Origin of the sequence: Bacillus sp. SIMBA_008, assembly GCF_046535495.1 — a bacterium.
Lineage (GTDB): Bacteria > Bacillota > Bacilli > Bacillales > Bacillaceae > Bacillus > Bacillus subtilis.
Window position 1 is genome coordinate 25,730 of record NZ_JAWRWL010000008.1, and the last position, 20,431, is coordinate 46,160.

Genomic DNA, 20,431 nt, shown 5'->3' on the forward strand with positions numbered 1-20,431 from the left:
GCCGGGTGTGTCAGCAACCTCTCACTTCATCGCAGTCAAAGACCAACATACACCATTATACAGAAAATAGGCGCATGTTGCAAGACTTATTTAAAATATGCATGATTTGCACACTTTTTTTATTATACAGGGGTTTTTCTTATTTATCAAGGATCTATCATAAATGGTGTCGTGCATGTCGACTTAATGTGTTCGCGAATAATGCCGGCTCCTCAATATGCGGGGTGTGAGCTGAGTTCTCAAATTGAAACCAGCGCTTTTCGGGTGCCTCAAGCACTTGATAATACTGTTTCGATATTTCAGCAGGAACAATTAAGTCATGTTTCCCTGAAATGAAAACACACGGTACTTTAATAGAAGGAACTGATGTAAAAGCATTAAACCGGTACAACTCACCAGTTAAATGTTTTTTACTGAAGCGCAATCCATTGAGGAAGCTGTGCATGTTCCGCACTCCATACTCATTGCCAGTAAGCATTTGAAATAATACAGCTAGAGATTGACGATGACGGCGAGTGAAGCCTCCCCTGCTTAGCTCGACACAAAACCGATAGATAAGGTGCTGGATATCCTGCTTCCAAGGCGGAGCACCAATGAAACGTGTGAGGAAAGATAATAAGCTGGCTTTTTTTGATTTAGAAATTTCACGAATATTTTGATAAGCAGTTGATTCTTCATCGTGAGGGTTAACAACCTGGCTGATTCCATAATACGCGTAAAATAAATCAGGACACTGCTGCAGCACATGAAGCGCCAGTATTGACCCCCAAGAATGACCGACTAGGTAAAGTTTTGATTTTGAAAAATGAGCTAAAAGCCATTGAGTGACTTGGATTGTATCTTTAATGAAGTGATCTATTGTCATAGAGTGATGCGAAATTCGCTTAGAATAAGAAAGCCCCGATCCTCTCTGATCCCAATGAACTACTGTAAAATACTGTTCCAGCTCTTTTTGATAATGTCTAACATATCCGATTTGCGGCGTTCCCGGCCCGCCATGTAAAAAAAGCAGCAATGGATTTTTCACGTCAACTCCATTAATCATCAGCATTTGCTTTGTATTTCCAATGCTTAGTTCTTTCATGATTGCGATTGATTTCTTTTCAGGAATCATAAATATTAACCCCTCGAATATGATAGATCCTATTATACAAGAAAATGATAAGCAAACAAAAAAACGAGACCCGTAGGGGTCTCGTTTAAAATCATACTATTACTCAGTGATTGTAGAAACAACGCCTGAACCAACAGTACGTCCGCCTTCACGAATAGAGAAACGAGTTCCTTCTTCGATAGCGATTGTAGAAATAAGTTCAACGTTCATTTCAGTGTTATCTCCAGGCATAACCATTTCTACGCCTTCTGGAAGATGGATGATACCAGTTACGTCAGTTGTACGGAAGTAGAACTGAGGACGGTAGTTAGAGAAGAATGGAGTATGACGTCCACCCTCTTCTTTAGAAAGAACGTAAACTTCAGCTTTGAATTTGCTGTGTGGAGTGATTGTACCTGGTTTAGCAAGTACTTGACCACGTTGGATTTCTTCACGAGATACACCGCGAAGAAGGGCACCAATATTGTCACCAGCTTCAGCGTAATCAAGAAGCTTACGGAACATTTCAACACCTGTAACAGTTGTTTTCTTGTTCTCTTCTTGAAGACCGATGATTTCAACTTCGTCACCGACTTTAACTTGTCCGCGTTCTACACGGCCAGTAGCAACTGTACCACGACCAGTGATTGAGAATACGTCCTCAACTGGCATCATGAATGGTTTTTCAGTGTCGCGTTCTGGAGTTGGGATGTACTCATCAACCGCATCCATAAGTTCGAAGATTTTAGCTTCCCACTCAGCGTCTCCTTCAAGAGCTTTAAGAGCAGAACCTTTAACAACTGGTACATCATCACCAGGGAAGTCGTATTCGCTAAGAAGATCGCGAACTTCCATTTCAACTAGTTCAAGAAGCTCTTCGTCGTCTACCATGTCGCATTTGTTTAAGAATACAACGATGTATGGTACACCAACGTTTTTAGAAAGAAGGATGTGCTCACGAGTTTGTGGCATTGGGCCATCAGCAGCAGATACTACAAGGATAGCTCCGTCCATTTGCGCAGCACCAGTGATCATGTTTTTAACATAGTCAGCGTGTCCTGGGCAGTCAACGTGTGCATAGTGACGAGTTTCAGTTTCGTACTCAACGTGTGCAGTAGAGATTGTGATACCGCGCTCGCGTTCTTCTGGAGCACCATCAATTTGATCGTACGCCATAGCTGTACCTTTACCAGATTTCTTATGAAGTACTGTTGTGATAGCAGCAGTTAAAGTTGTTTTACCATGGTCAACGTGTCCAATTGTACCAATATTGGCATGTGATTTGGAACGGTCGAATTTTTCTTTAGCCATTCTAAAATCCTCCTTAAGAGCTTTTAATTAGTAATGTATAGAGTGATAGGAAGTGAAAGAAAGCTTTCACTTCCTCATCTTACAATAGTAGTTATACTTGAGTTAAGCGGCAAAATCAATTATTCGCCTTTATTTTTTTTGATAATTTCTTCTGCGACGCTCTTCGGCACTTCTTCGTAGTGATCCATGTGCATAGTGAACGTACCGCGACCTTGCGTATTAGAACGAAGTGCAGTAGCGTAACCGAACATTTCAGCAAGAGGAACCATAGCACGAACAACTTGAGCGTTACCGCGTGCTTCCATACCTTCTACGCGTCCGCGACGTGAAGTGATATCACCCATGATATCTCCCATATATTCTTCTGGAATAACCACTTCCACTTTCATGATTGGTTCAAGAAGAACTGGGTTACATTTGCTGACTGCATTTTTCAATGCCATAGAAGCAGCGACTTTAAATGCCATTTCGTTTGAGTCAACATCATGGTAAGAACCGTCGAAAAGTTTAGCTTTAATGTCGATAAGCGGGAAGCCTGCTAGTACACCATTTTCGAGTGCATCTTCCAGACCTGCTTGAACAGCTGGGATGTATTCACGAGGAACGACCCCACCGACAATCGCATTTTCAAATTCAAAGCCAGCGCCTTCTTCGTTTGGTTCGAATTCGATCCAAACGTGTCCGAACTGACCGCGTCCACCAGACTGACGTACGAATTTACCTTCAACTTTTGCACCGGTACGGAATGTTTCACGGTACGCAACTTGAGGAGCACCAACATTGGCTTCTACTTTAAATTCGCGTTTCATACGGTCAACAATGATATCAAGGTGAAGTTCACCCATACCAGAGATGATCGTTTGGCCAGTTTCTGGGTTTGTTTGAGTACGGAATGTAGGATCTTCTTCAGCAAGTTTCGCTAAAGCGATACCCATTTTATCTTGGTCAGCTTTTGATTTAGGCTCAATAGCAACGTCGATAACTGGTTCTGGGAATTCCATTGACTCAAGGATAACAAGATCCTTCTCATCACATAGAGTATCTCCAGTAGTTGTATCTTTTAGACCTACAGCAGCTGCGATATCCCCTGCGTATACAGTAGAGATTTCTTCACGGCTGTTAGCGTGCATTTGAAGAATACGTCCAACACGCTCACGTTTGCCTTTAGTAGAGTTTTTCACGTATGAACCAGAATCAAGTGTTCCAGAGTACACACGGAAGAACGTCAACTTACCAACGTAAGGGTCAGTCATAACTTTAAATGCTAATGCAGAGAATGGCTCTTCGTCAGAAGAATGACGCTCAATCTCTTCATTTGTATCAGGACGTGTACCTTTGATTGCAGCAACGTCAGTTGGTGCAGGAAGGTAGTCAAGAACAGCATCAAGTACTAGTTGAACACCTTTGTTTTTGAAGGCAGAACCAACAAGAACAGGGTAGAATTCAACATTTAATGTACCTTTACGAATTCCTGCTTTTAACTCGTCAATTGTGATTTCTTCACCCTCAAGGTACTTATCCATAAGCTCTTCATCAAGCTCACATACAGCTTCAATAAGGCTGTTGCGAAGCTCTTCAGCTTGCTCTTTGTACTCTTCAGGGATTTCTTTTGCATCAGAACGAGTTCCGAGGTCATCTTCGTAGAAATACGCAACGTTTTCTACAAGGTCAATGATACCTTCGAAGTTATCTTCAGCACCGATCGGCAATTGAATTGCATGAGCGTTTGCTTGAAGACGGTCTCTTAAAGTTCCTACAGAGTAAAGGAAGTCTGCACCGATTTTGTCCATTTTGTTAACAAAAACGATACGCGGTACTCCATAAGTTGTTGCCTGACGCCAAACAGTTTCTGTTTGAGGCTCAACGCCTGATTGCGCGTCAAGTACAGCAACAGCACCATCAAGTACACGAAGAGAACGTTCAACTTCAACTGTGAAGTCTACGTGTCCTGGAGTATCGATGATGTTTACGCGGTATCCTTTCCACTGTGCAGTAGTCGCAGCGGAAGTGATTGTGATACCACGTTCTTGTTCCTGCTCCATCCAGTCCATTTGTGAAGCTCCTTCATGAGTTTCACCAATTTTGTGGATACGACCAGTATAGAACAAGATACGTTCTGTAGTAGTCGTTTTACCGGCATCGATGTGAGCCATGATACCGATATTACGAGTTTTTTCTAAGGAGAACTCTCTTGCCATTGGGTAATTTCTCCTTCCTTATTAGGAAATTGTGTTTTGTTAATCTATAAATCCTACCAGCGATAGTGAGCAAATGCTTTGTTTGCTTCAGCCATCTTATGAGTGTCTTCACGTTTCTTAACAGCAGCACCAGTGTTGTTAGCTGCGTCAAGGATTTCGTTAGCTAAACGCTCTTCCATCGTTTTTTCTCCACGAAGACGAGCGTAGTTAACTAACCAGCGAAGTCCAAGAGTCGTACGACGTTCAGGACGAACTTCTACAGGAACTTGGTAGTTCGCACCACCTACACGGCGTGCTTTTACTTCAAGTACAGGCATGATGTTTTTCAATGCTTGTTCGAAAACCTCCATTGCATCATTGCCAGTACGTTCTTTAATGATATCGAATGACTTGTATAGGATCGTTTGAGACTTACCTTTTTTACCATCGATCATCATTTTGTTGATTAAACGAGATACAAGCTTAGAGTTGTAAATCGGATCAGGTAAAACATCTCTTTTTGCTACAGGACCTTTACGTGGCATCTGAATATCCTCCCTTCATCAATTATGCGTATTTTCGTATATTATTTTGCTTTAGGTTTTTTCGTACCGTATTTAGAACGGCCTTGTGCACGGTTTTCAACTCCAGCAGTATCAAGCGCACCACGAACAATGTGGTAACGTACCCCTGGTAAGTCTTTTACACGTCCGCCGCGGATAAGTACAACACTGTGCTCTTGCAGGTTGTGACCGATACCAGGAATGTAAGCAGTAACCTCGATTCCGTTAGTCAAACGAACACGAGCATATTTACGAAGTGCTGAGTTCGGTTTTTTCGGTGTCATTGTACCAACACGAGTACATACCCCGCGTTTTTGTGGAGAAGATACGTTAGTGTGCTCTTTTTTAAAGCTGTTGTATCCTTTGTTAAGTGCAGGAGACTTTGAGTTTTCTACTTTACTCACGCGTCCTTTGCGAATTAGCTGATTAATTGTAGGCATGAATTTTTCCTCCCTTCATTACGTTTTATAACCCACATACCCAGGTGGTTCATCAAAAGGCAAAAAACAATGTCTTTACACAAGATGGAATCTTACGCAAAAACAAAAGTACGTTATAAAATAATGGCAACAGCGGCTGCTCCTACCTCAATTCCGCAGGCTTTGCCGAGCTTTTTCATGGATTCAACCATTGAGACAGAGATACCTTGATCTTCAGCAAGTGAAACAACACTTGACGTGAGTATCGGATCTGCGTCTTTTGCAACGACTACTTCCTTTACTGAACCTCGCTTTAGAGCTTTCACTGTTTGCTTCGTACCAATAATAATTGATTTGGCCTGTGATACTTTATCATAAGACATAAACATATCCTCCAAAGTAACAGGTTTATTTCGAGCACCTTGGTTATATTATCATTCTAGGAGACGAATGTCAACAAGGTATGACATTTTTTAGATTCGTTCTTCTCATAGAGTGACTTTTTCATAAATATCTGCTGAAAGACTGTTTTTGCAGTCTTTCAGCAGAGTTAAATCAGTTATTCAACCGGAACCATATCGTCAGTCGGCTGAACATTTGATACTGGTTTTACTTTACGGTATTTCATCATTCCTGTACCAGCTGGAACAAGCTTACCGATGATAACATTCTCTTTCAAGCCGAGAAGCTCGTCACGCTTACCTTTGATCGCTGCATCTGTAAGGACACGTGTTGTTTCCTGGAAGGAAGCAGCAGATAAGAATGAATCAGTTTCAAGAGATGCTTTTGTAATACCGAGTAAGACAGGACGGCCTGTAGCAGGTCGATTGCCTTCAAGCAATACCTTTTTGTTCGCTTCAGTAAATTGGTGAATATCAAGCAATGTACCTGGAAGCACATCAGTGTCACCGGCATCAATCACGCGTACTTTGCGAAGCATCTGGCGAACCATTACTTCTACGTGTTTATCACCGATTTCAACACCCTGCATACGGTAAACCTTTTGAACCTCATGGAGAAGATACTCTTGAACAGTCGTCAGGTCAGTCACTTTAAGAAGTTCTTTCGGATCGATTGAACCTTCTGTCAGTACTTGGCCTCGAGTAATTTTATCTCCTTCCGCTACTTTCAAGCGGGAGTTGTAAGGTGCCGTATAAGAACGTGTTTCCACTGCGCCTTGAACCACAATTTCCTGTTGCTTGTCACGAACTTCATTGATCTCAACGACTGTACCGTCGATTTCTGTAATTGTTGCCTGACCTTTCGGATTACGCGCTTCGAAAAGCTCTTGGATACGCGGAAGACCCTGTGTGATATCGTCTCCGGCAACCCCGCCTGTATGGAATGTACGCATTGTTAACTGTGTACCAGGCTCACCGATTGATTGGGCAGCAATGATTCCGACAGCTTCACCGACTTCAACATCGGAGCCAGTTGCAAGATTTCGGCCATAGCATCGTTTACATACACCATGAGGCGTATTACATGTGAAGGCAGAACGGATCCACACTTCTTCAATGCCGGCTTCGACAATCTCCAGTGCTTTATCTTCATCGATCAGTTCGTTTTCATTCACAAGCACTTCACCTGTTTCAGGGTGCTTCACTTGTTTTCTTGCAAAACGTCCGATTAAGCGTTCTTCTAAGCGCTCAATTGTTTCAGTTCCTTCTTTAAGTGGCTTAGCAAGAATGCCTCGGTCAGTTCCGCAATCAGTTTCACGAATGATAACATCCTGCGCAACGTCAACGAGACGGCGTGTAAGGTAACCTGAGTCAGCAGTTTTAAGAGCGGTATCGGCGAGACCTTTACGCGCACCGTGTGTGGAGATAAAGTACTCCAATACTGTCAGACCTTCACGGAAACTTGATTTGATCGGCAACTCAATGATACGTCCAGCCGGGTTGGCCATCAGGCCGCGCATTCCGGCAAGCTGCGTAAAGTTAGACGCGTTACCACGGGCACCAGAGTCACTCATCATGTAGATCGGGTTGAGTTCATCAAGTGATTTCATCAGTTTGCCTTGGATAACGTCTTTTGCAGCACTCCAGATAGAGATGACTCTCTCATAGCGTTCTTCTTCAGTGATAAGACCGCGGCGGAACTGCTTCATAACGTTGTCAACTTTGCTTTGCGCTTCTTCAAGAATTTCTTGTTTATCATCGAGTACGACGATGTCAGAAACCCCAACTGTAATACCAGCTTTTGTTGAATATTTGAAACCTAGGTTTTTCATGCGGTCAAGCATTTTAGACGTTTCCGTAATATGGAATCGTTTAAAGATTTCCGCGATGATTTTACCCAGAATGCCTTTTTTAAACGGCGCATTGATTGGCTGCTGTGCGATAACAGCTTTAACGTCAGCACCTTTTTCTAAGAAGAAACGGTCAGGTGTTTTCTCTTCAATGTTGCTCTTCGTTGGTTCATTCATGTAAGGGAATGATTCCGGAAGAATTTCATTGAAGACAAGCTTACCGACAGTTGTAATTAACAATTTTGAGCGCTGTTCTTCGGTAAATGTCACATTCTTAAGTGAGTTAGCTGCAACAGCTACTCTCGTATGAAGGTGAACATATCCGTTTTGATAAGCAAGAAGCGCTTCGTCTGTATTCTTGAAGACCATACCTTCACCGACAGCACCGGCACGCTCAAGTGTCAGGTAATAGTTACCCAGTACCATATCCTGAGACGGTGTTACAACCGGTTTACCATCTTTAGGGTTCAAGATGTTTTGAGCAGCAAGCATCAAGATGCGTGCTTCAGCTTGTGCTTCAGCAGATAATGGTACGTGAACCGCCATTTGGTCACCGTCAAAGTCAGCGTTGTAAGCTGTACATACGAGCGGGTGAAGACGGATTGCGCGTCCTTCAACAAGCGTTGGTTCAAACGCCTGGATACCTAATCTGTGAAGTGTAGGGGCACGGTTCAGCAGTACCGGGTGCTCCTTAATAACTGATTCTAATACATCCCAAACTTCAGGCTGTACGCGCTCAATTTTGCGTTTCGCACTCTTAATGTTGTGAGCAAGACCTTTTTCAACAAGTTCTTTCATAACGAAAGGTTTGAAAAGTTCAAGCGCCATTTCCTTCGGTAATCCGCATTGGTACATTTTCAAATGAGGACCAACAACGATTACAGAACGTCCGGAGTAATCGACACGTTTACCAAGAAGGTTTTGACGGAAACGGCCTTGCTTCCCTTTCAGCATGTGAGAAAGAGATTTTAACGGTCTGTTACCAGGACCTGTTACAGGGCGTCCGCGGCGGCCGTTGTCAATTAGGGCATCGACAGCCTCTTGAAGCATACGCTTTTCGTTTTGAACGATGATGCTAGGCGCACCAAGGTCCAAAAGGCGTTTCAAACGATTGTTACGGTTGATGACACGACGATAAAGGTCATTCAAATCAGAAGTCGCAAAACGTCCGCCATCTAGCTGAACCATCGGTCTAAGCTCCGGAGGAATAACAGGAAGCACATCAAGGATCATCCAAGAAGGCTTGTTTCCTGAGTTACGGAAGGCTTCTAAAACTTCAAGACGTTTGATCGCACGAGTACGGCGTTGTCCTTGTGAAGTTTTCAGCTCTTCTTTTAACATATCAACTTCTTTGACAAGATCGATATCTTGAAGAAGTTTATGAATTGCTTCAGCACCCATAGATGCTTGGAATTTATTACCGTATTTATCAAGATAAGCACGGTATTCTTTCTCAGACAGAAGCTGTTTCTTTTCAAGCGGTGTATTCGCCGGATCAGTTACAACGTAAGAAGCAAAGTAAATGACTTCTTCTAAAGCACGAGGTGACATATCCAGCACAAGACCCATACGGCTTGGAATACCTTTGAAATACCAAATGTGGGAAACTGGGGCAGCCAGTTCAATGTGCCCCATTCTCTCACGACGGACTTTAGCCCGTGTTACTTCGACTCCGCAGCGGTCACAAACTACGCCTTTATAACGAACTCGCTTGTACTTCCCGCAATGACATTCCCAGTCCTTAGTCGGTCCGAAAATGCGTTCGCAGAATAGACCGTCCTTTTCAGGTTTTAACGTACGATAGTTTATCGTTTCAGGCTTTTTCACTTCACCAAAAGACCATGAACGGATTTTATCTGGTGAAGCAAGACCGATGTTCATATACTCAAAATTGTTCACATCTAGCAAGGGGCCTACCTCCCTTTTTATCTTCGGATTAACCGATGTCACTTGCCTTTATAACTAGAGATTATTCTTTTGTTACTACATCGCGTTCAACGTCTGCAGATGCTGTTTCTTCCGGCTCTTCATCACCTGATAATGCCAGGCCGTCAGCTTGTTTCGCATCTTCTTCGTCTTCTAAATCTCTCATTTCTATTTCTTCTTCATCACCAGAAAGGATTTTGACATCCATACCTAAGCTTTGAAGTTCTTTGATTAATACTTTGAATGATTCCGGAACACCTGGTTCAGGAACATTGTCGCCTTTAACGATGGCTTCGTATGTTTTCACACGTCCAACCACGTCATCAGACTTAACAGTCAGAATTTCTTGAAGAGTGTAAGCCGCACCGTAAGCTTCAAGTGCCCAAACCTCCATCTCACCAAAACGCTGTCCGCCAAATTGCGCTTTACCGCCAAGAGGCTGCTGCGTAACAAGTGAGTAAGGGCCTGTAGAGCGTGCATGAAGTTTATCGTCAACCATGTGAGCTAGTTTGATCATGTACATGATACCGACAGATACACGGTTATCAAACGGCTCTCCAGTACGTCCGTCGTAAAGCACTGTTTTGGCGTCACGAGACATGCCGGCTTCTTCAAGTGTTTCCCAGACATCCTCTTCTCGCGCTCCGTCAAATACAGGAGATGCAATGTGAATGCCAAGGTAACGTGCAGCCATACCCATGTGAAGTTCCAATACCTGCCCGATGTTCATACGTGATGGTACGCCCAGCGGGTTAAGCATGATATCAATTGGTGTGCCGTCAGGAAGGTAAGGCATATCCTCTTCAGGAAGAATCTTAGAGATAACACCTTTGTTACCGTGACGACCGGCCATTTTATCCCCTTCAGAAATCTTACGTTTCTGAACGATATATACGCGTACTAACTGGTTAACACCTGGAGGAAGTTCGTCTCCGTCTTCACGGTTGAAGACTTTAACGTCATGGATAATTCCGCCGCCGCCATGAGGCACACGAAGAGAAGTATCACGAACCTCGCGGGCTTTCTCGCCAAAGATGGCGTGAAGAAGGCGTTCTTCTGCAGTCAGTTCAGTTACGCCTTTAGGCGTTACTTTACCAACAAGAAGATCTCCGTCTTTTACTTCTGCCCCAATACGGATGATTCCGCGGTCATCAAGATTGCGAAGCGCATCTTCACCGACGTTTGGAATATCGCGAGTGATTTCTTCAGGTCCAAGTTTCGTATCACGTGCTTCTGATTCGTATTCTTCAATGTGGATAGATGTATAAACATCATCCTTCACTAGGCGTTCACTCATGATGATGGCATCCTCATAGTTGTAGCCATCCCATGTCATGAAGCCGACCATTACGTTACGGCCAAGTGCAAGTTCACCAAGCTCCATAGAAGGACCGTCAGCAAGGATTTCTCCTTTTACCACTTCATCGCCGACACTTACGATCGGACGCTGGTTGTAGCACGTACCTTGGTTAGAGCGGACAAATTTCAGCAGGCTGTATTTATCCAGGTTTCCTTTTACTTTTTGACCGTCTACTTCTTCATAACGGCGAACCCAAACGTTTTTCGCTTCTACGCGTTCAACGATACCAGGGTGTTTACAAATAACAGCGGCACCAGAGTCTTTTCCTGATACGTATTCCATACCAGTTCCAACAAATGGCGCTTCCGGTTGCATCAAAGGCACAGCCTGACGCTGCATGTTCGCTCCCATGAGGGCACGGTTGGAGTCATCGTTTTCTAAGAACGGGATACATGCTGTCGCAGCAGATACAACCTGCTTAGGCGATACATCCATGTAGTCTACACGGTTTCTGGAAACAACAGTGTTCTCCCCGCGGAAACGAGCTACGATGCTGTCATCAATAAAGGCGCCTTCGTCATCAAGACGAGCATTCGCTTGAGCGACAACATAGTTATCCTCTTCATCAGCAGTTAAGTAATCGATTCTGCCCGTTACCTTCCCTGTTTCAGGGTCAACGCGGCGATATGGCGTTTCAATAAAGCCAAAACGGTTTACTTTTGCATAAGATGATAGTGAGTTGATCAAACCGATGTTCGGGCCCTCAGGCGTTTCAATCGGACACATACGGCCATAGTGGGAGTAGTGAACGTCACGCACTTCCATTCCGGCACGCTCACGTGTCAATCCACCCGGTCCTAATGCTGACAGACGACGCTTGTGCGTTAATTCAGCAAGCGGGTTCGTCTGATCCATGAATTGAGAAAGCTGTGAGCTTCCAAAGAACTCTTTAATGGACGCAATAACAGGACGAATATTGATCAGCTGCTGAGGCGTAATTGTATTCGTATCTTGAATTGACATTCTCTCACGAACCACACGCTCCATACGGCTTAAACCGATACGGAATTGGTTCTGGAGAAGCTCGCCTACAGAACGTAAACGGCGGTTTCCAAGATGATCGATATCATCTGTGTCACCTACTCCGTGCAGCAGGTTGAAGAAGTAGCTGATTGAAGAAATAATATCAGCAGGCGTGATGTTTTTAATCTCTTCTTCGATGTAAGCATTGCCGATTACATTAATAACCTGTTCTCCTTCTTGATCAGTCGGAGCAAAGATTTTAATTGATTGAAGAGTCACTTCATCTTCAACAACGCCGCCATTCGGATACAGCTTTCTGAAACCGATTCCGTTTTCTAAGTATGGCAGTACTTTATCAAGTGTTCTTCTATCAAGAATCTGGCCTTTTTCAGCAAGGATTTCTCCTGTTTCAGGATCTACAAGCGTTTCAGCAAGTCTCTGATTGAAGAGGCGATTCTTAATATGAAGTTTTTTATTAATTTTATAGCGTCCTACATTGGCAAGATCGTATCGTTTCGGATCAAAGAAACGAGAATCAAGCAAGCTTTTCGCATTTTCTACTGTAGGCGGCTCTCCAGGACGGAGACGCTCGTAAATTTCCAGCAACGCTTTGTCGCTGTTTTCTGTGTTATCTTTATCAAGCGTATTTCGCAGGTATTCGTTTTCTCCTATGAGATCAAGAATCTCTTGATCGGAGCCGAAGCCGAGAGCACGCAAAAGAACCGTAACCGGCAACTTACGTGTGCGATCAATGCGGACATAAACAACATCTTTCGCATCAGTTTCGTATTCTAACCATGCGCCACGGTTTGGAATGACAGTTGCGGTAAAACCTTTTTTACCGTTTTTGTCTACTTTACCACTGAAATATACACTTGGAGACCGAACAAGCTGGGAAACGATAACACGTTCCGCACCGTTAATGATAAAAGTACCTGTATCTGTCATAATAGGGAAATCACCCATGAAGACATCTTGGTCTTTTACCTCTCCAGTTTCTTTGTTAATTAAACGAACCTTCACTCTTAGCGGAGCTGAGTAAGTCACATCACGTTCTTTTGATTCCTCTACAGGATATTTAGGCTCACCTAAACTATAATCAATGAACTCAAGAGAGAGGTTACCAGTGAAATCCTCAATTGGTGATATGTCTTGAAACATCTCTCTAAGACCCTCATCAAGAAACCACTGATAAGAAGAGGTTTGAATTTCAATGAGATTTGGTAATTCTAACACTTCGCTAATGCGAGCATAGCTTCTGCGCTGGCGGTGTCGTCCATACTGAACTAGTTGACCTGTCAACTGATTCACCCCTCAAATCATGCGTATTATATGTGTAATAAGCATTTCTTCCAAAGAAAGAAAATACTTTTACAAGACAAAAGAAAAAAGGGTTTCTAATTAAGAAAACCACATCCAAAAACAAATACCGATTTTATTAGCATTTCCATACTTGTATAATTTATACATAGATATTGACAATTCATCATATCAAGCAAAATATATACATTGGCATTTTACAATATTAACATAGTTAAAATACCGAGTCAAACTTTTTTTGCTTTTATGATATAATAGCCTTTCTTTTTTTGAACGACGGAAACTTCATCGAACAGTTCCTCGAGCTTTTCAATGGCAGAAGGCGCGCCTTGCTTTTTCTGTATGACGATCCACAATTCACCTGAAGCTTTTAAGTGTTCAGCGCTTTTCTCAAAGATAGCATGGACAACTTTTTTTCCGGCTCGGATTGGGGGATTTGTAAGAATAGAAGCAAATGTTTGAGCAGAATCAACGTTTGAAAACAAATCGCTTTGATAAATCTTAACGTTTGTTATTCCGTTATGTTCCGCATTTTCATTTGATAGTTCTACGGCTCTCTCATTAACGTCAATCATGTGGATAGTCCGGTCTTTAAAGTCGCTGGCGAGCGATAAACCAATCGGGCCGTATCCGCAGCCTACATCCAAAATACCGCCCTCAACCTCAGGCTCTTCAAAAGAATCAATCAGCAGGCGGGAGCCGAAATCAACTTCTTTTTTAGAAAAAACCCCGCTGTCGCTGGTAAACGTGAAATCTTTATTCCGAAGCCTAAAAGACCAGGTTTGCTTGTTGCTTTTTACTGAAGGTTTTTCTGAATAATAGTGCTCACTCATTATTAGAACCTCCTTTTTTCATGGCTTAAAGAATGGCAAAGAAAAAGCTCGCCTCATAAAAGCGAGCTTCCCCTACAGGTAAGTGAAGATTACTTAACTTCTACAGAAGCGCCAACTTCTTCAAGTTTAGCTTTAAGCTCTTCAGCTTCTTCTTTAGCAATACCTTCTTTAAGTGGTTTTGGAGTGTTGTCAACAAGTTCTTTAGCTTCTTTCAAGCCAAGACCAGTGATTTCACGTACAACTTTGATAACTTTGATTTTTTGAGATCCTGCACCAGCAAGGATAAGATCGAATTCGCTTTGCTCTTCAGCAGCTCCGCCAGCAGCAGCTCCGCCAGCTACAGCTACAGGAGCAGCAGCAGTTACGCCAAATTCTTCTTCGATTGCTTTTACTAGGTCGTTCAATTCAAGTACAGTTGCTTCTTTAACGGAAGCAATGATTTCTTCGATATTTAAAGCCATTTGTAATTCCTCCATTTTGTTTTAATTTATGAAAAACTGATTAGATTAAGCGCCTTGTTCTTCCTTTTGTTCTGCCACAGCTTTTGCAGCAAGAGCAAGGTTGCGAACTGGAGCTTGAAGTACGCTAAGCAACATAGAAAGCAAGCCTTCGCGTGATGGAAGTTCAGCAAGAGCTTTCACTTCTTCAACAGTAGAAACTTTACCTTCGATAACGCCAGCTTTGATTTCAAGAGCTTCGTGATTTTTAGCGAAGTCATTAAGAACTTTAGCCGGAGCGACAACATCTTCAGTGCTGAATGCGATCGCGTTCGGTCCAGTTAAGAAATCATTCAAACCATTAAGCTCAGCTTGTTCAACCGCACGGCGAGTCATCGTATTTTTGTAAACTTTGAACTCAACGTTAGCTTCGCGAAGCTGTTTACGAAGTTCAGTTACTTCAGAAACGTTAAGTCCGCGATAGTCAACGATGATCGTTGATTTACTTTCTTTCAGTTTAGAAGCAATTTCTTCAACAACAACTTTTTTTGTTTCAATTGCGCTGCTCATGGTTACACCTCCTGTAGATTCTTGTGTAACACTTATACCGTTAGGTGATCACGACTGAGACGACGGATTCCATATAAAAAGCCTCCATGAGACATGGAGGCTGTATATACAAGCATACGTAACGTAATAGCTGTGATAATATACACCTCGGTAGGATAATTAAGCGGTTAGGCCCCTACTGTCTACGGTATAAATGATATTCTATTTTACAACATTTTGAATAATATCAGAATGTTGATGTCATGTCAATATTATTTTACGTTAAAAGTTGAAGAGTCTACTTTGACACCAGGTCCCATAGTAGAAGTTACAGCAACGTTTTTCACGTAAACGCCTTTAGCTGCAGCAGGTTTAGCTTTAAGGATTGTATCGTACATTGTTGTGAAGTTCTCAACAAGTTTTTCATCCTCGAAAGAAACTTTACCGATAGGCACATGAATGTTTCCAGCTTTATCAACGCGGTATTCAACTTTACCAGCTTTGATTTCGCCGATCGCTTTTTCAACTTCGAAAGTAACTGTACCAGTTTTAGGGTTTGGCATTAAACCTTTTGGTCCAAGTACACGACCGATTTTACCAACTTCACCCATCATGTCAGGTGTAGCTACGATTACATCGAAATCGAACCAGCCTTGTTGAATTTTGTTGATGTAGTCAGTATCGCCTACGAAATCTGCACCAGCAGCTTCAGCTTCTTTCGCTTTTTCGCCTTTTGCGAAAACGAGAACGCGCTGAGTTTTACCAGTTCCGTTTGGAAGCACAACTGCTCCACGGATTTGCTGGTCGTTTTTACGAGGGTCAACCCCTAAACGGAAAGCCACTTCAACTGTAGCGTCGAATTTAGCTGTGTTTGTTTTTTTAACGAGAGCTACTGCTTCAGAGACGTCGTAAGCTTTAGAACGGTCTACAAGCTTAGCAGCTTCAACGTACTTTTTACCTTTTTTAGCCATTTTAAAATTTCCTCCTTATGTGGTTATAGCGGAATAACCTCCCACGAATAAGGGTTGCGAACTTGTTAAAACTCGCAACCCGACAAGAAACAAATTAATCCTCGATTACAATACCCATACTGCGGGCAGTACCTTCAACCATGCGCATTGCCGCTTCAACGTCTGCTGCGTTTAAGTCAGGCATTTTCGTTTCAGCGATTTCGCGTACTTTATCGCGCTTAACGGTTGCCACTTTATTACGGTTTGGTTCACCAGAACCAGACTCAATTCCAGCTGCTTTTTTAAGTAATACTGCAGCAGGTGGAGTTTTTGTAATAAATGTAAATGAACGGTCTTCGTAAACCGAAATTTCAACAGGAATGATTAAACCAGCTTGGTCAGCTGTACGAGCGTTAAACTCCTTACAGAATCCCATGATGTTAACACCGGCTTGACCAAGTGCAGGTCCAACTGGTGGTGCTGGGTTAGCTTTTCCAGCAGGAATTTGCAATTTTACAACTTTAACTACTTTTTTAGCCACGAGACACACCTCCTTAAGTCCGTGATGTGGTAATAGGGTAAACCCTCCCACTCAAGGTTTCATTCTTTATATGAATGACGAAATATCATGCTAGTTGCCTTGGATAAGTCCAAGACGTACCTTTGCTATATTATCATTTATATATAGCAATTTCAAGTTTTTTCACATTACAATTTATCGATTTGGGTAAATTCCAGCTCAACCGGCGTTTCACGGCCGAACATATTAACGAAAACTTTGACCTTGCTTTTATCATAATCAATCTCTTCAATTGATCCTGTAAAGTTAGCAAAAGGTCCGTCTATTACTTTCACTGTCTCTTTCAGTTCAAAGTCAATATCAGTTTTGCGTTCATCCATGCCCATTCTCTTCAGAATGGTTTCTGCTTCGCCCGGAAGAAGCGGCGTCGGTTTTGAACCTGACCCGGCAGATCCTACGAATCCAGTAACGCCCGGCGTGTTGCGGACGACATACCAAGAGTCGTCTGTCATTACAATTTCAACAAGCACATAACCAGGGAATACTTTCTTTTTCACGACTTTTTTCTTGCCGTTTTTGATATCCGTTTCTTCTTCTTCGGGTACGACTACACGGAAAATTTTATCCTGCATCCCCATTGATTCAACACGCTTTTCCAAGTTGGCTTTTACTTTATTCTCATAACCAGAGTACGTGTGAACAACATACCAATTCTTTTCCATTCTATTCAGGACTGTCCAGTCCTTCCCTCCCCGCATTTGGTTTTAGTGAATTACCATAACGCTTCAAAAAATAGGCGGCAAGCCTATGATAACTTTCATTTTAAGCCACAATAAAAAACCCGCTGAACGGGTTTTGGCAAGTAATATTATGATCTATTATAGCACGTATTGCTGATCATTATTCAACTATTAAACGAATTAATTGAGAAATTCCTGTGTCAAGGAGGGCAAAAAAGATAACAAAAAAGATAACTGTTGAAATTACCGTAATGGTATAACGCGTTAACTCTTTTCCTTTAGGCCAGCTTACCTTTTTCATTTCTTTCCCAACATCTTTAAAGAATTTCATAATACGCATGTAAAAGACCTCCACAATTTAAAAGCGCAAAAACTATTTTGTTTCAAGATGAGCTGTATGTGAATTGCAAGTACTGCAGTATTTCTTTACTTCTAATCGCTCAGCCGCTGATGCAGAGCTCTTCATTGTCGTATAATTACGGTTTCCGCATGTCTTGCATGCTAACGTAATCTTTTTTCTCATGTCATTACACCTTTTTCTAAATAGACATTAGTTCTTATCTTTAGTAACATATCATAGTCAGAAAAATACTGTCAATATAGCATAAATTCCTATTACAAACTGATTTCGCGAATTTCCAAGTACTTCTCCAGCTTGCGTTTCACACGCTGAAGGGCATTGTCGATCGATTTCACATGTCGGTTCAGTTCATCAGAAATCTCTTGGTAACTTCTCCCATCGAGATATAAGACGAGTACTTTTCTCTCTAAATCACTTAATAGTTCTCCCATTTTCATTTCAATATCATCAAATTCTTCCTGATTAATGATCATTTCCTCAGGATTTAAGGTTTTCGCTCCTGAAATGACATCCAGCAGCGTTCGGTCTGATTCTTCATCAAAAATCGGTTTATCTAATGAGACGTAGGAATTCAAAGGAATGTGTTTCTGGCGAGTAGCTGTCTTTATTGCGGTAATAATTTGGCGGGTAATACATAATTCTGCGAAAGCTTTGAATGAGGTAAGCTTGTCCTCTTTGAAGTCACGAATAGACTTATAGAGGCCTATCATGCCTTCCTGAACAATATCCTCTCTGTCCGCCCCTATTAAGAAATAGGATCTTGCTTTTGCCCGAACAAAGTTTCGGTACTTCGTAATCAAGTAATCTAACGCATCACTGTCCCCAACATGAACCTTTTCAATGACCTGCTCGTCCTCCAACTGGCAAAACTGCTCTTTGTTGAATTTTCCCTTGTTGTTCTGTAGATTCACTCCGATCCCCCCGGCGCACGTAGATAGAAATATTATACAGTATTGGGCAAAAAAGCGTCAACTTAATCTAAGTCTCCCCGCCTCCACTTTTCAAACGTTTTCAAAACCTCTTCCGATAAAGCAATTTTACCCGCCGGCTTTTCGGAAGTGATTTTTCTTACCCGTCTCTCTATTCGCCTTTCAATCGTTTCTACCTCTCTCAAAAGCTCCCGGGCCGATTTCCGCAATGCCCCCTGTCCGAAAATCGCCCACTGCTCAGTATAGTCAGAGGTCGCAACGTGAATTTGAGTCGCAATATTATTCAAAGCCTGAGCGAGCTTTTCTATCCGCTCATCAGCCGTCTCATTTTCTTTTGTAAAAATCACTTCAACTCTATGGTTGGTCTGTTTTTTCTCAAGCCCTTTTACGAGATGCGCGTCAAAAACAACAATAACCCTGTTTCCTGTATACGATTGATATTCCGCCATTTTCTGAATCAGTACGTCTCTCGCCTCTTCAAAACTGTTCGCTTTTAAATCCTTCAGCTGCGGCCAGGCTCCAATCATGTTGTACCCGTCTACTAACAGGATATCCATGGGTCTTTATTCTCCCAGAGGGTTTCGTTTCCGGTAGACTTCATACATCAAAAGACCAGCCGCGACAGATGCATTTAGTGAAGTTACCTTTCCGGCCATCGGGAGTTTAATGAGAAAATCGCACTTTTCTTTCACAAGGCGGCCCATCCCTTTTCCTTCACTTCCGATGACTAGAGCCAAAGGCATATTCCCGTCCATATTGCGGTAATCCTCACGCGCTGACGCATCCGTTCCGACAACCCAGATTCCCCGCTCTTTCATCTCTTCTAACGTCCGTGCCAAATTGGTGACTCTTGCTACAGGAATGTGCTCAATTGCTCCTGTTGAAGCTTTTGCCACTGTTGTTGTCAGCCCGACAGCTCTCCGTTTTGGAATGACGATGCCATGAGCGCCGACCGCATCTGCTGTCCTCATAATGGAACCAAGATTATGAGGGTCTTCAAGCTCGTCCAGAATGAGGAAGAAAGGCTGTTCATTTTTTTCTTCGGCTGCTTTATATAAATCGTCCAGTTCTGCATATTCATACGCTGCAACCTGTGCCACTACGCCCTGATGCTGTCCTGTCACCATTTGATCGAGTTTTTTTCTCGGGACGTATTGAATCGTGATTCCCTGCTTTTTGGCAAGCTCAATCACTTGCTGTGCTTGTCCCTTTACGGTGTTTTCCGCCATCCACAGCTTATACAGCTTCCGATCAGATTTTAACGTCTCGATCACTGCATTTTTCCCTATGACGTAATCATGTTGCTGACTCATTTGTTTTCCTCCCTGACGTCCCGAATTGTATAGCTTCGGCTACGAGCTGACTAAGTCGTTCCTCTTTTTTCTCTAGAAAAAGGTAGCCCAGAAGCGCTTCAAATGCTGTACTGTAGCGGTACGTCTGAACATCTGTATTTTTAGGTGTTGTCCCTGACTTGGCATTTCTGCCTCTTTTCAGCACCGCTTCCTCTTCTTCCGTAAAAAATGATTGATTCTGCAGAAAAAATAGGATCTCAGCCTGTGACTTTGCTGAAACAATCCGGCTTGATTTCTTATGAAGATCATTTGGTTTGGTAAAGCCCTGCTTAAGCAGGTGATGCCTGACATACACTTCAAAAATGGCATCACCTATATAAGCAAGCGCAAGACCGTTAAGCTGCTTAGAATCTTTTATCGTATCAAATTCAAGCATC

20 protein-coding genes and 1 other annotated feature are annotated in these 20,431 nt (G+C 42.6%); all 20 genes read right to left on the bottom strand.

Translation table 11 applies throughout. From position 1 onward, the window contains the following. Window positions 1-157 precede the first annotated feature (157 nt). Window positions 158-1,114, bottom strand: a complete 957-nt coding sequence (locus tag SB658_RS21235; RefSeq protein WP_015715118.1) for an alpha/beta fold hydrolase — start codon at window positions 1,112-1,114, stop codon at window positions 158-160. Between the two features lie 99 nt (window positions 1,115-1,213). Then, window positions 1,214-2,404, bottom strand: coding sequence for an elongation factor Tu (tuf, locus tag SB658_RS21240; RefSeq protein ID WP_003235058.1), 1,191 nt, complete (start codon window positions 2,402-2,404; stop codon window positions 1,214-1,216). Between the two features lie 119 nt (window positions 2,405-2,523). Further along, complete coding sequence (gene fusA / locus SB658_RS21245) at window positions 2,524-4,602, bottom strand: elongation factor G (protein ID WP_003235056.1); 2,079 nt, start codon at window positions 4,600-4,602, stop codon at window positions 2,524-2,526. 53 nt (window positions 4,603-4,655) lie between these two features. Continuing rightward, the gene (rpsG, locus tag SB658_RS21250) at window positions 4,656-5,126 is read right to left on the bottom strand and encodes a 30S ribosomal protein S7 (protein ID WP_003225784.1); all 471 of its coding nucleotides are present in this window, start codon (window positions 5,124-5,126) and stop codon (window positions 4,656-4,658) included. 41 nt (window positions 5,127-5,167) lie between these two features. Beyond that, a complete protein-coding gene (rpsL, locus tag SB658_RS21255) occupies window positions 5,168-5,584 on the bottom strand; it encodes a 30S ribosomal protein S12 (RefSeq protein ID WP_003225781.1) in 417 nt (138 codons plus the stop codon). A gap of 113 nt (window positions 5,585-5,697) precedes the next feature. Further along, complete coding sequence (locus SB658_RS21260) at window positions 5,698-5,946, bottom strand: 50S ribosomal protein L7ae-like protein (protein WP_003225778.1); 249 nt, start codon at window positions 5,944-5,946, stop codon at window positions 5,698-5,700. Window positions 5,947-6,122: 176 nt separating this feature from the next. Next, window positions 6,123-9,722 carry a DNA-directed RNA polymerase subunit beta' gene (rpoC, locus tag SB658_RS21265; RefSeq protein WP_004399688.1) on the bottom strand — a complete coding sequence of 1,200 codons (3,600 nt, stop codon included), beginning with the start codon at window positions 9,720-9,722 and terminating at the stop codon, window positions 6,123-6,125. 61 nt (window positions 9,723-9,783) lie between these two features. Then, window positions 9,784-13,365: a DNA-directed RNA polymerase subunit beta gene (gene rpoB, locus SB658_RS21270; RefSeq protein ID WP_009966326.1), complete on the bottom strand. Its 3,582-nt coding sequence runs from the start codon at window positions 13,363-13,365 to the stop codon at window positions 9,784-9,786. Window positions 13,366-13,610: 245 nt separating this feature from the next. After that, complete coding sequence (locus tag SB658_RS21275; RefSeq protein WP_015252989.1) at window positions 13,611-14,216, bottom strand: class I SAM-dependent methyltransferase; 606 nt, start codon at window positions 14,214-14,216, stop codon at window positions 13,611-13,613. 89 nt (window positions 14,217-14,305) lie between these two features. Then, the gene (gene rplL / locus SB658_RS21280; RefSeq protein WP_003156436.1) at window positions 14,306-14,677 is read right to left on the bottom strand and encodes a 50S ribosomal protein L7/L12; all 372 of its coding nucleotides are present in this window, start codon (window positions 14,675-14,677) and stop codon (window positions 14,306-14,308) included. Window positions 14,678-14,722: 45 nt separating this feature from the next. Continuing rightward, window positions 14,723-15,223: a 50S ribosomal protein L10 gene (gene rplJ / locus SB658_RS21285; protein ID WP_003235042.1), complete on the bottom strand. Its 501-nt coding sequence runs from the start codon at window positions 15,221-15,223 to the stop codon at window positions 14,723-14,725. Window positions 15,224-15,288: 65 nt separating this feature from the next. After that, window positions 15,289-15,429, bottom strand: a sequence feature (ribosomal protein L10 leader region). Between the two features lie 45 nt (window positions 15,430-15,474). Further along, window positions 15,475-16,173, bottom strand: coding sequence for a 50S ribosomal protein L1 (gene rplA, locus SB658_RS21290; RefSeq protein ID WP_003235040.1), 699 nt, complete (start codon window positions 16,171-16,173; stop codon window positions 15,475-15,477). A 94-nt stretch (window positions 16,174-16,267) separates the two neighbouring features. Next, window positions 16,268-16,693: a 50S ribosomal protein L11 gene (gene rplK, locus SB658_RS21295; protein ID WP_003156430.1), complete on the bottom strand. Its 426-nt coding sequence runs from the start codon at window positions 16,691-16,693 to the stop codon at window positions 16,268-16,270. Between the two features lie 167 nt (window positions 16,694-16,860). Further along, complete coding sequence (gene nusG, locus SB658_RS21300) at window positions 16,861-17,394, bottom strand: transcription termination/antitermination protein NusG (RefSeq protein ID WP_003225764.1); 534 nt, start codon at window positions 17,392-17,394, stop codon at window positions 16,861-16,863. A 178-nt stretch (window positions 17,395-17,572) separates the two neighbouring features. Beyond that, window positions 17,573-17,752, bottom strand: coding sequence for a preprotein translocase subunit SecE (secE, locus tag SB658_RS21305; RefSeq protein ID WP_004399676.1), 180 nt, complete (start codon window positions 17,750-17,752; stop codon window positions 17,573-17,575). Between the two features lie 33 nt (window positions 17,753-17,785). Next, the gene (rpmG, locus tag SB658_RS21310) at window positions 17,786-17,935 is read right to left on the bottom strand and encodes a 50S ribosomal protein L33 (protein ID WP_003156421.1); all 150 of its coding nucleotides are present in this window, start codon (window positions 17,933-17,935) and stop codon (window positions 17,786-17,788) included. Between the two features lie 92 nt (window positions 17,936-18,027). Next, window positions 18,028-18,684 carry an RNA polymerase sporulation sigma factor SigH gene (sigH, locus tag SB658_RS21315; RefSeq protein WP_003225758.1) on the bottom strand — a complete coding sequence of 219 codons (657 nt, stop codon included), beginning with the start codon at window positions 18,682-18,684 and terminating at the stop codon, window positions 18,028-18,030. Between the two features lie 62 nt (window positions 18,685-18,746). Continuing rightward, window positions 18,747-19,259 (bottom strand): ribosome-dependent mRNA decay endonuclease Rae1/YacP, encoded by a 513-nt coding sequence (rae1, locus tag SB658_RS21320; RefSeq protein WP_003235032.1) that lies wholly within the window; start codon window positions 19,257-19,259, stop codon window positions 18,747-18,749. A 6-nt stretch (window positions 19,260-19,265) separates the two neighbouring features. Beyond that, window positions 19,266-20,015 carry a 23S rRNA (guanosine(2251)-2'-O)-methyltransferase RlmB gene (gene rlmB / locus SB658_RS21325; RefSeq protein WP_014475598.1) on the bottom strand — a complete coding sequence of 250 codons (750 nt, stop codon included), beginning with the start codon at window positions 20,013-20,015 and terminating at the stop codon, window positions 19,266-19,268. Further along, on the bottom strand, window positions 19,999-20,430 hold the full coding sequence (locus SB658_RS21330; protein ID WP_004399685.1) for a mini-ribonuclease 3: 432 nt from the start codon (window positions 20,428-20,430) through the stop codon (window positions 19,999-20,001). The genes rlmB and SB658_RS21330 overlap by 17 nt, the downstream gene beginning before the upstream one ends. Window position 20,431: the final 1 nt, after the last annotated feature.

Coding starts and splice junctions, on each gene's coding strand:
- SB658_RS21235 (WP_015715118.1), bottom strand. CDS start 1,114: ATGATTCCTGAAAAGAAATCAATCGCAATCATGAAAGAACTAAGCATT.
- tuf (WP_003235058.1), bottom strand. CDS start 2,404: ATGGCTAAAGAAAAATTCGACCGTTCCAAATCACATGCCAATATTGGT.
- fusA (WP_003235056.1), bottom strand. CDS start 4,602: ATGGCAAGAGAGTTCTCCTTAGAAAAAACTCGTAATATCGGTATCATG.
- rpsG (WP_003225784.1), bottom strand. CDS start 5,126: ATGCCACGTAAAGGTCCTGTAGCAAAAAGAGATGTTTTACCTGATCCG.
- rpsL (WP_003225781.1), bottom strand. CDS start 5,584: ATGCCTACAATTAATCAGCTAATTCGCAAAGGACGCGTGAGTAAAGTA.
- SB658_RS21260 (WP_003225778.1), bottom strand. CDS start 5,946: ATGTCTTATGATAAAGTATCACAGGCCAAATCAATTATTATTGGTACG.
- SB658_RS21275 (WP_015252989.1), bottom strand. CDS start 14,216: ATGAGTGAGCACTATTATTCAGAAAAACCTTCAGTAAAAAGCAACAAG.
- rplL (WP_003156436.1), bottom strand. CDS start 14,677: ATGGCTTTAAATATCGAAGAAATCATTGCTTCCGTTAAAGAAGCAACT.
- rplJ (WP_003235042.1), bottom strand. CDS start 15,223: ATGAGCAGCGCAATTGAAACAAAAAAAGTTGTTGTTGAAGAAATTGCT.
- rplA (WP_003235040.1), bottom strand. CDS start 16,173: ATGGCTAAAAAAGGTAAAAAGTACGTTGAAGCTGCTAAGCTTGTAGAC.
- nusG (WP_003225764.1), bottom strand. CDS start 17,394: ATGGAAAAGAATTGGTATGTTGTTCACACGTACTCTGGTTATGAGAAT.
- secE (WP_004399676.1), bottom strand. CDS start 17,752: ATGCGTATTATGAAATTCTTTAAAGATGTTGGGAAAGAAATGAAAAAG.
- rpmG (WP_003156421.1), bottom strand. CDS start 17,935: ATGAGAAAAAAGATTACGTTAGCATGCAAGACATGCGGAAACCGTAAT.
- rae1 (WP_003235032.1), bottom strand. CDS start 19,259: ATGGATATCCTGTTAGTAGACGGGTACAACATGATTGGAGCCTGGCCG.
- rlmB (WP_014475598.1), bottom strand. CDS start 20,015: ATGAGTCAGCAACATGATTACGTCATAGGGAAAAATGCAGTGATCGAG.
- SB658_RS21330 (WP_004399685.1), bottom strand. CDS start 20,430: ATGCTTGAATTTGATACGATAAAAGATTCTAAGCAGCTTAACGGTCTT.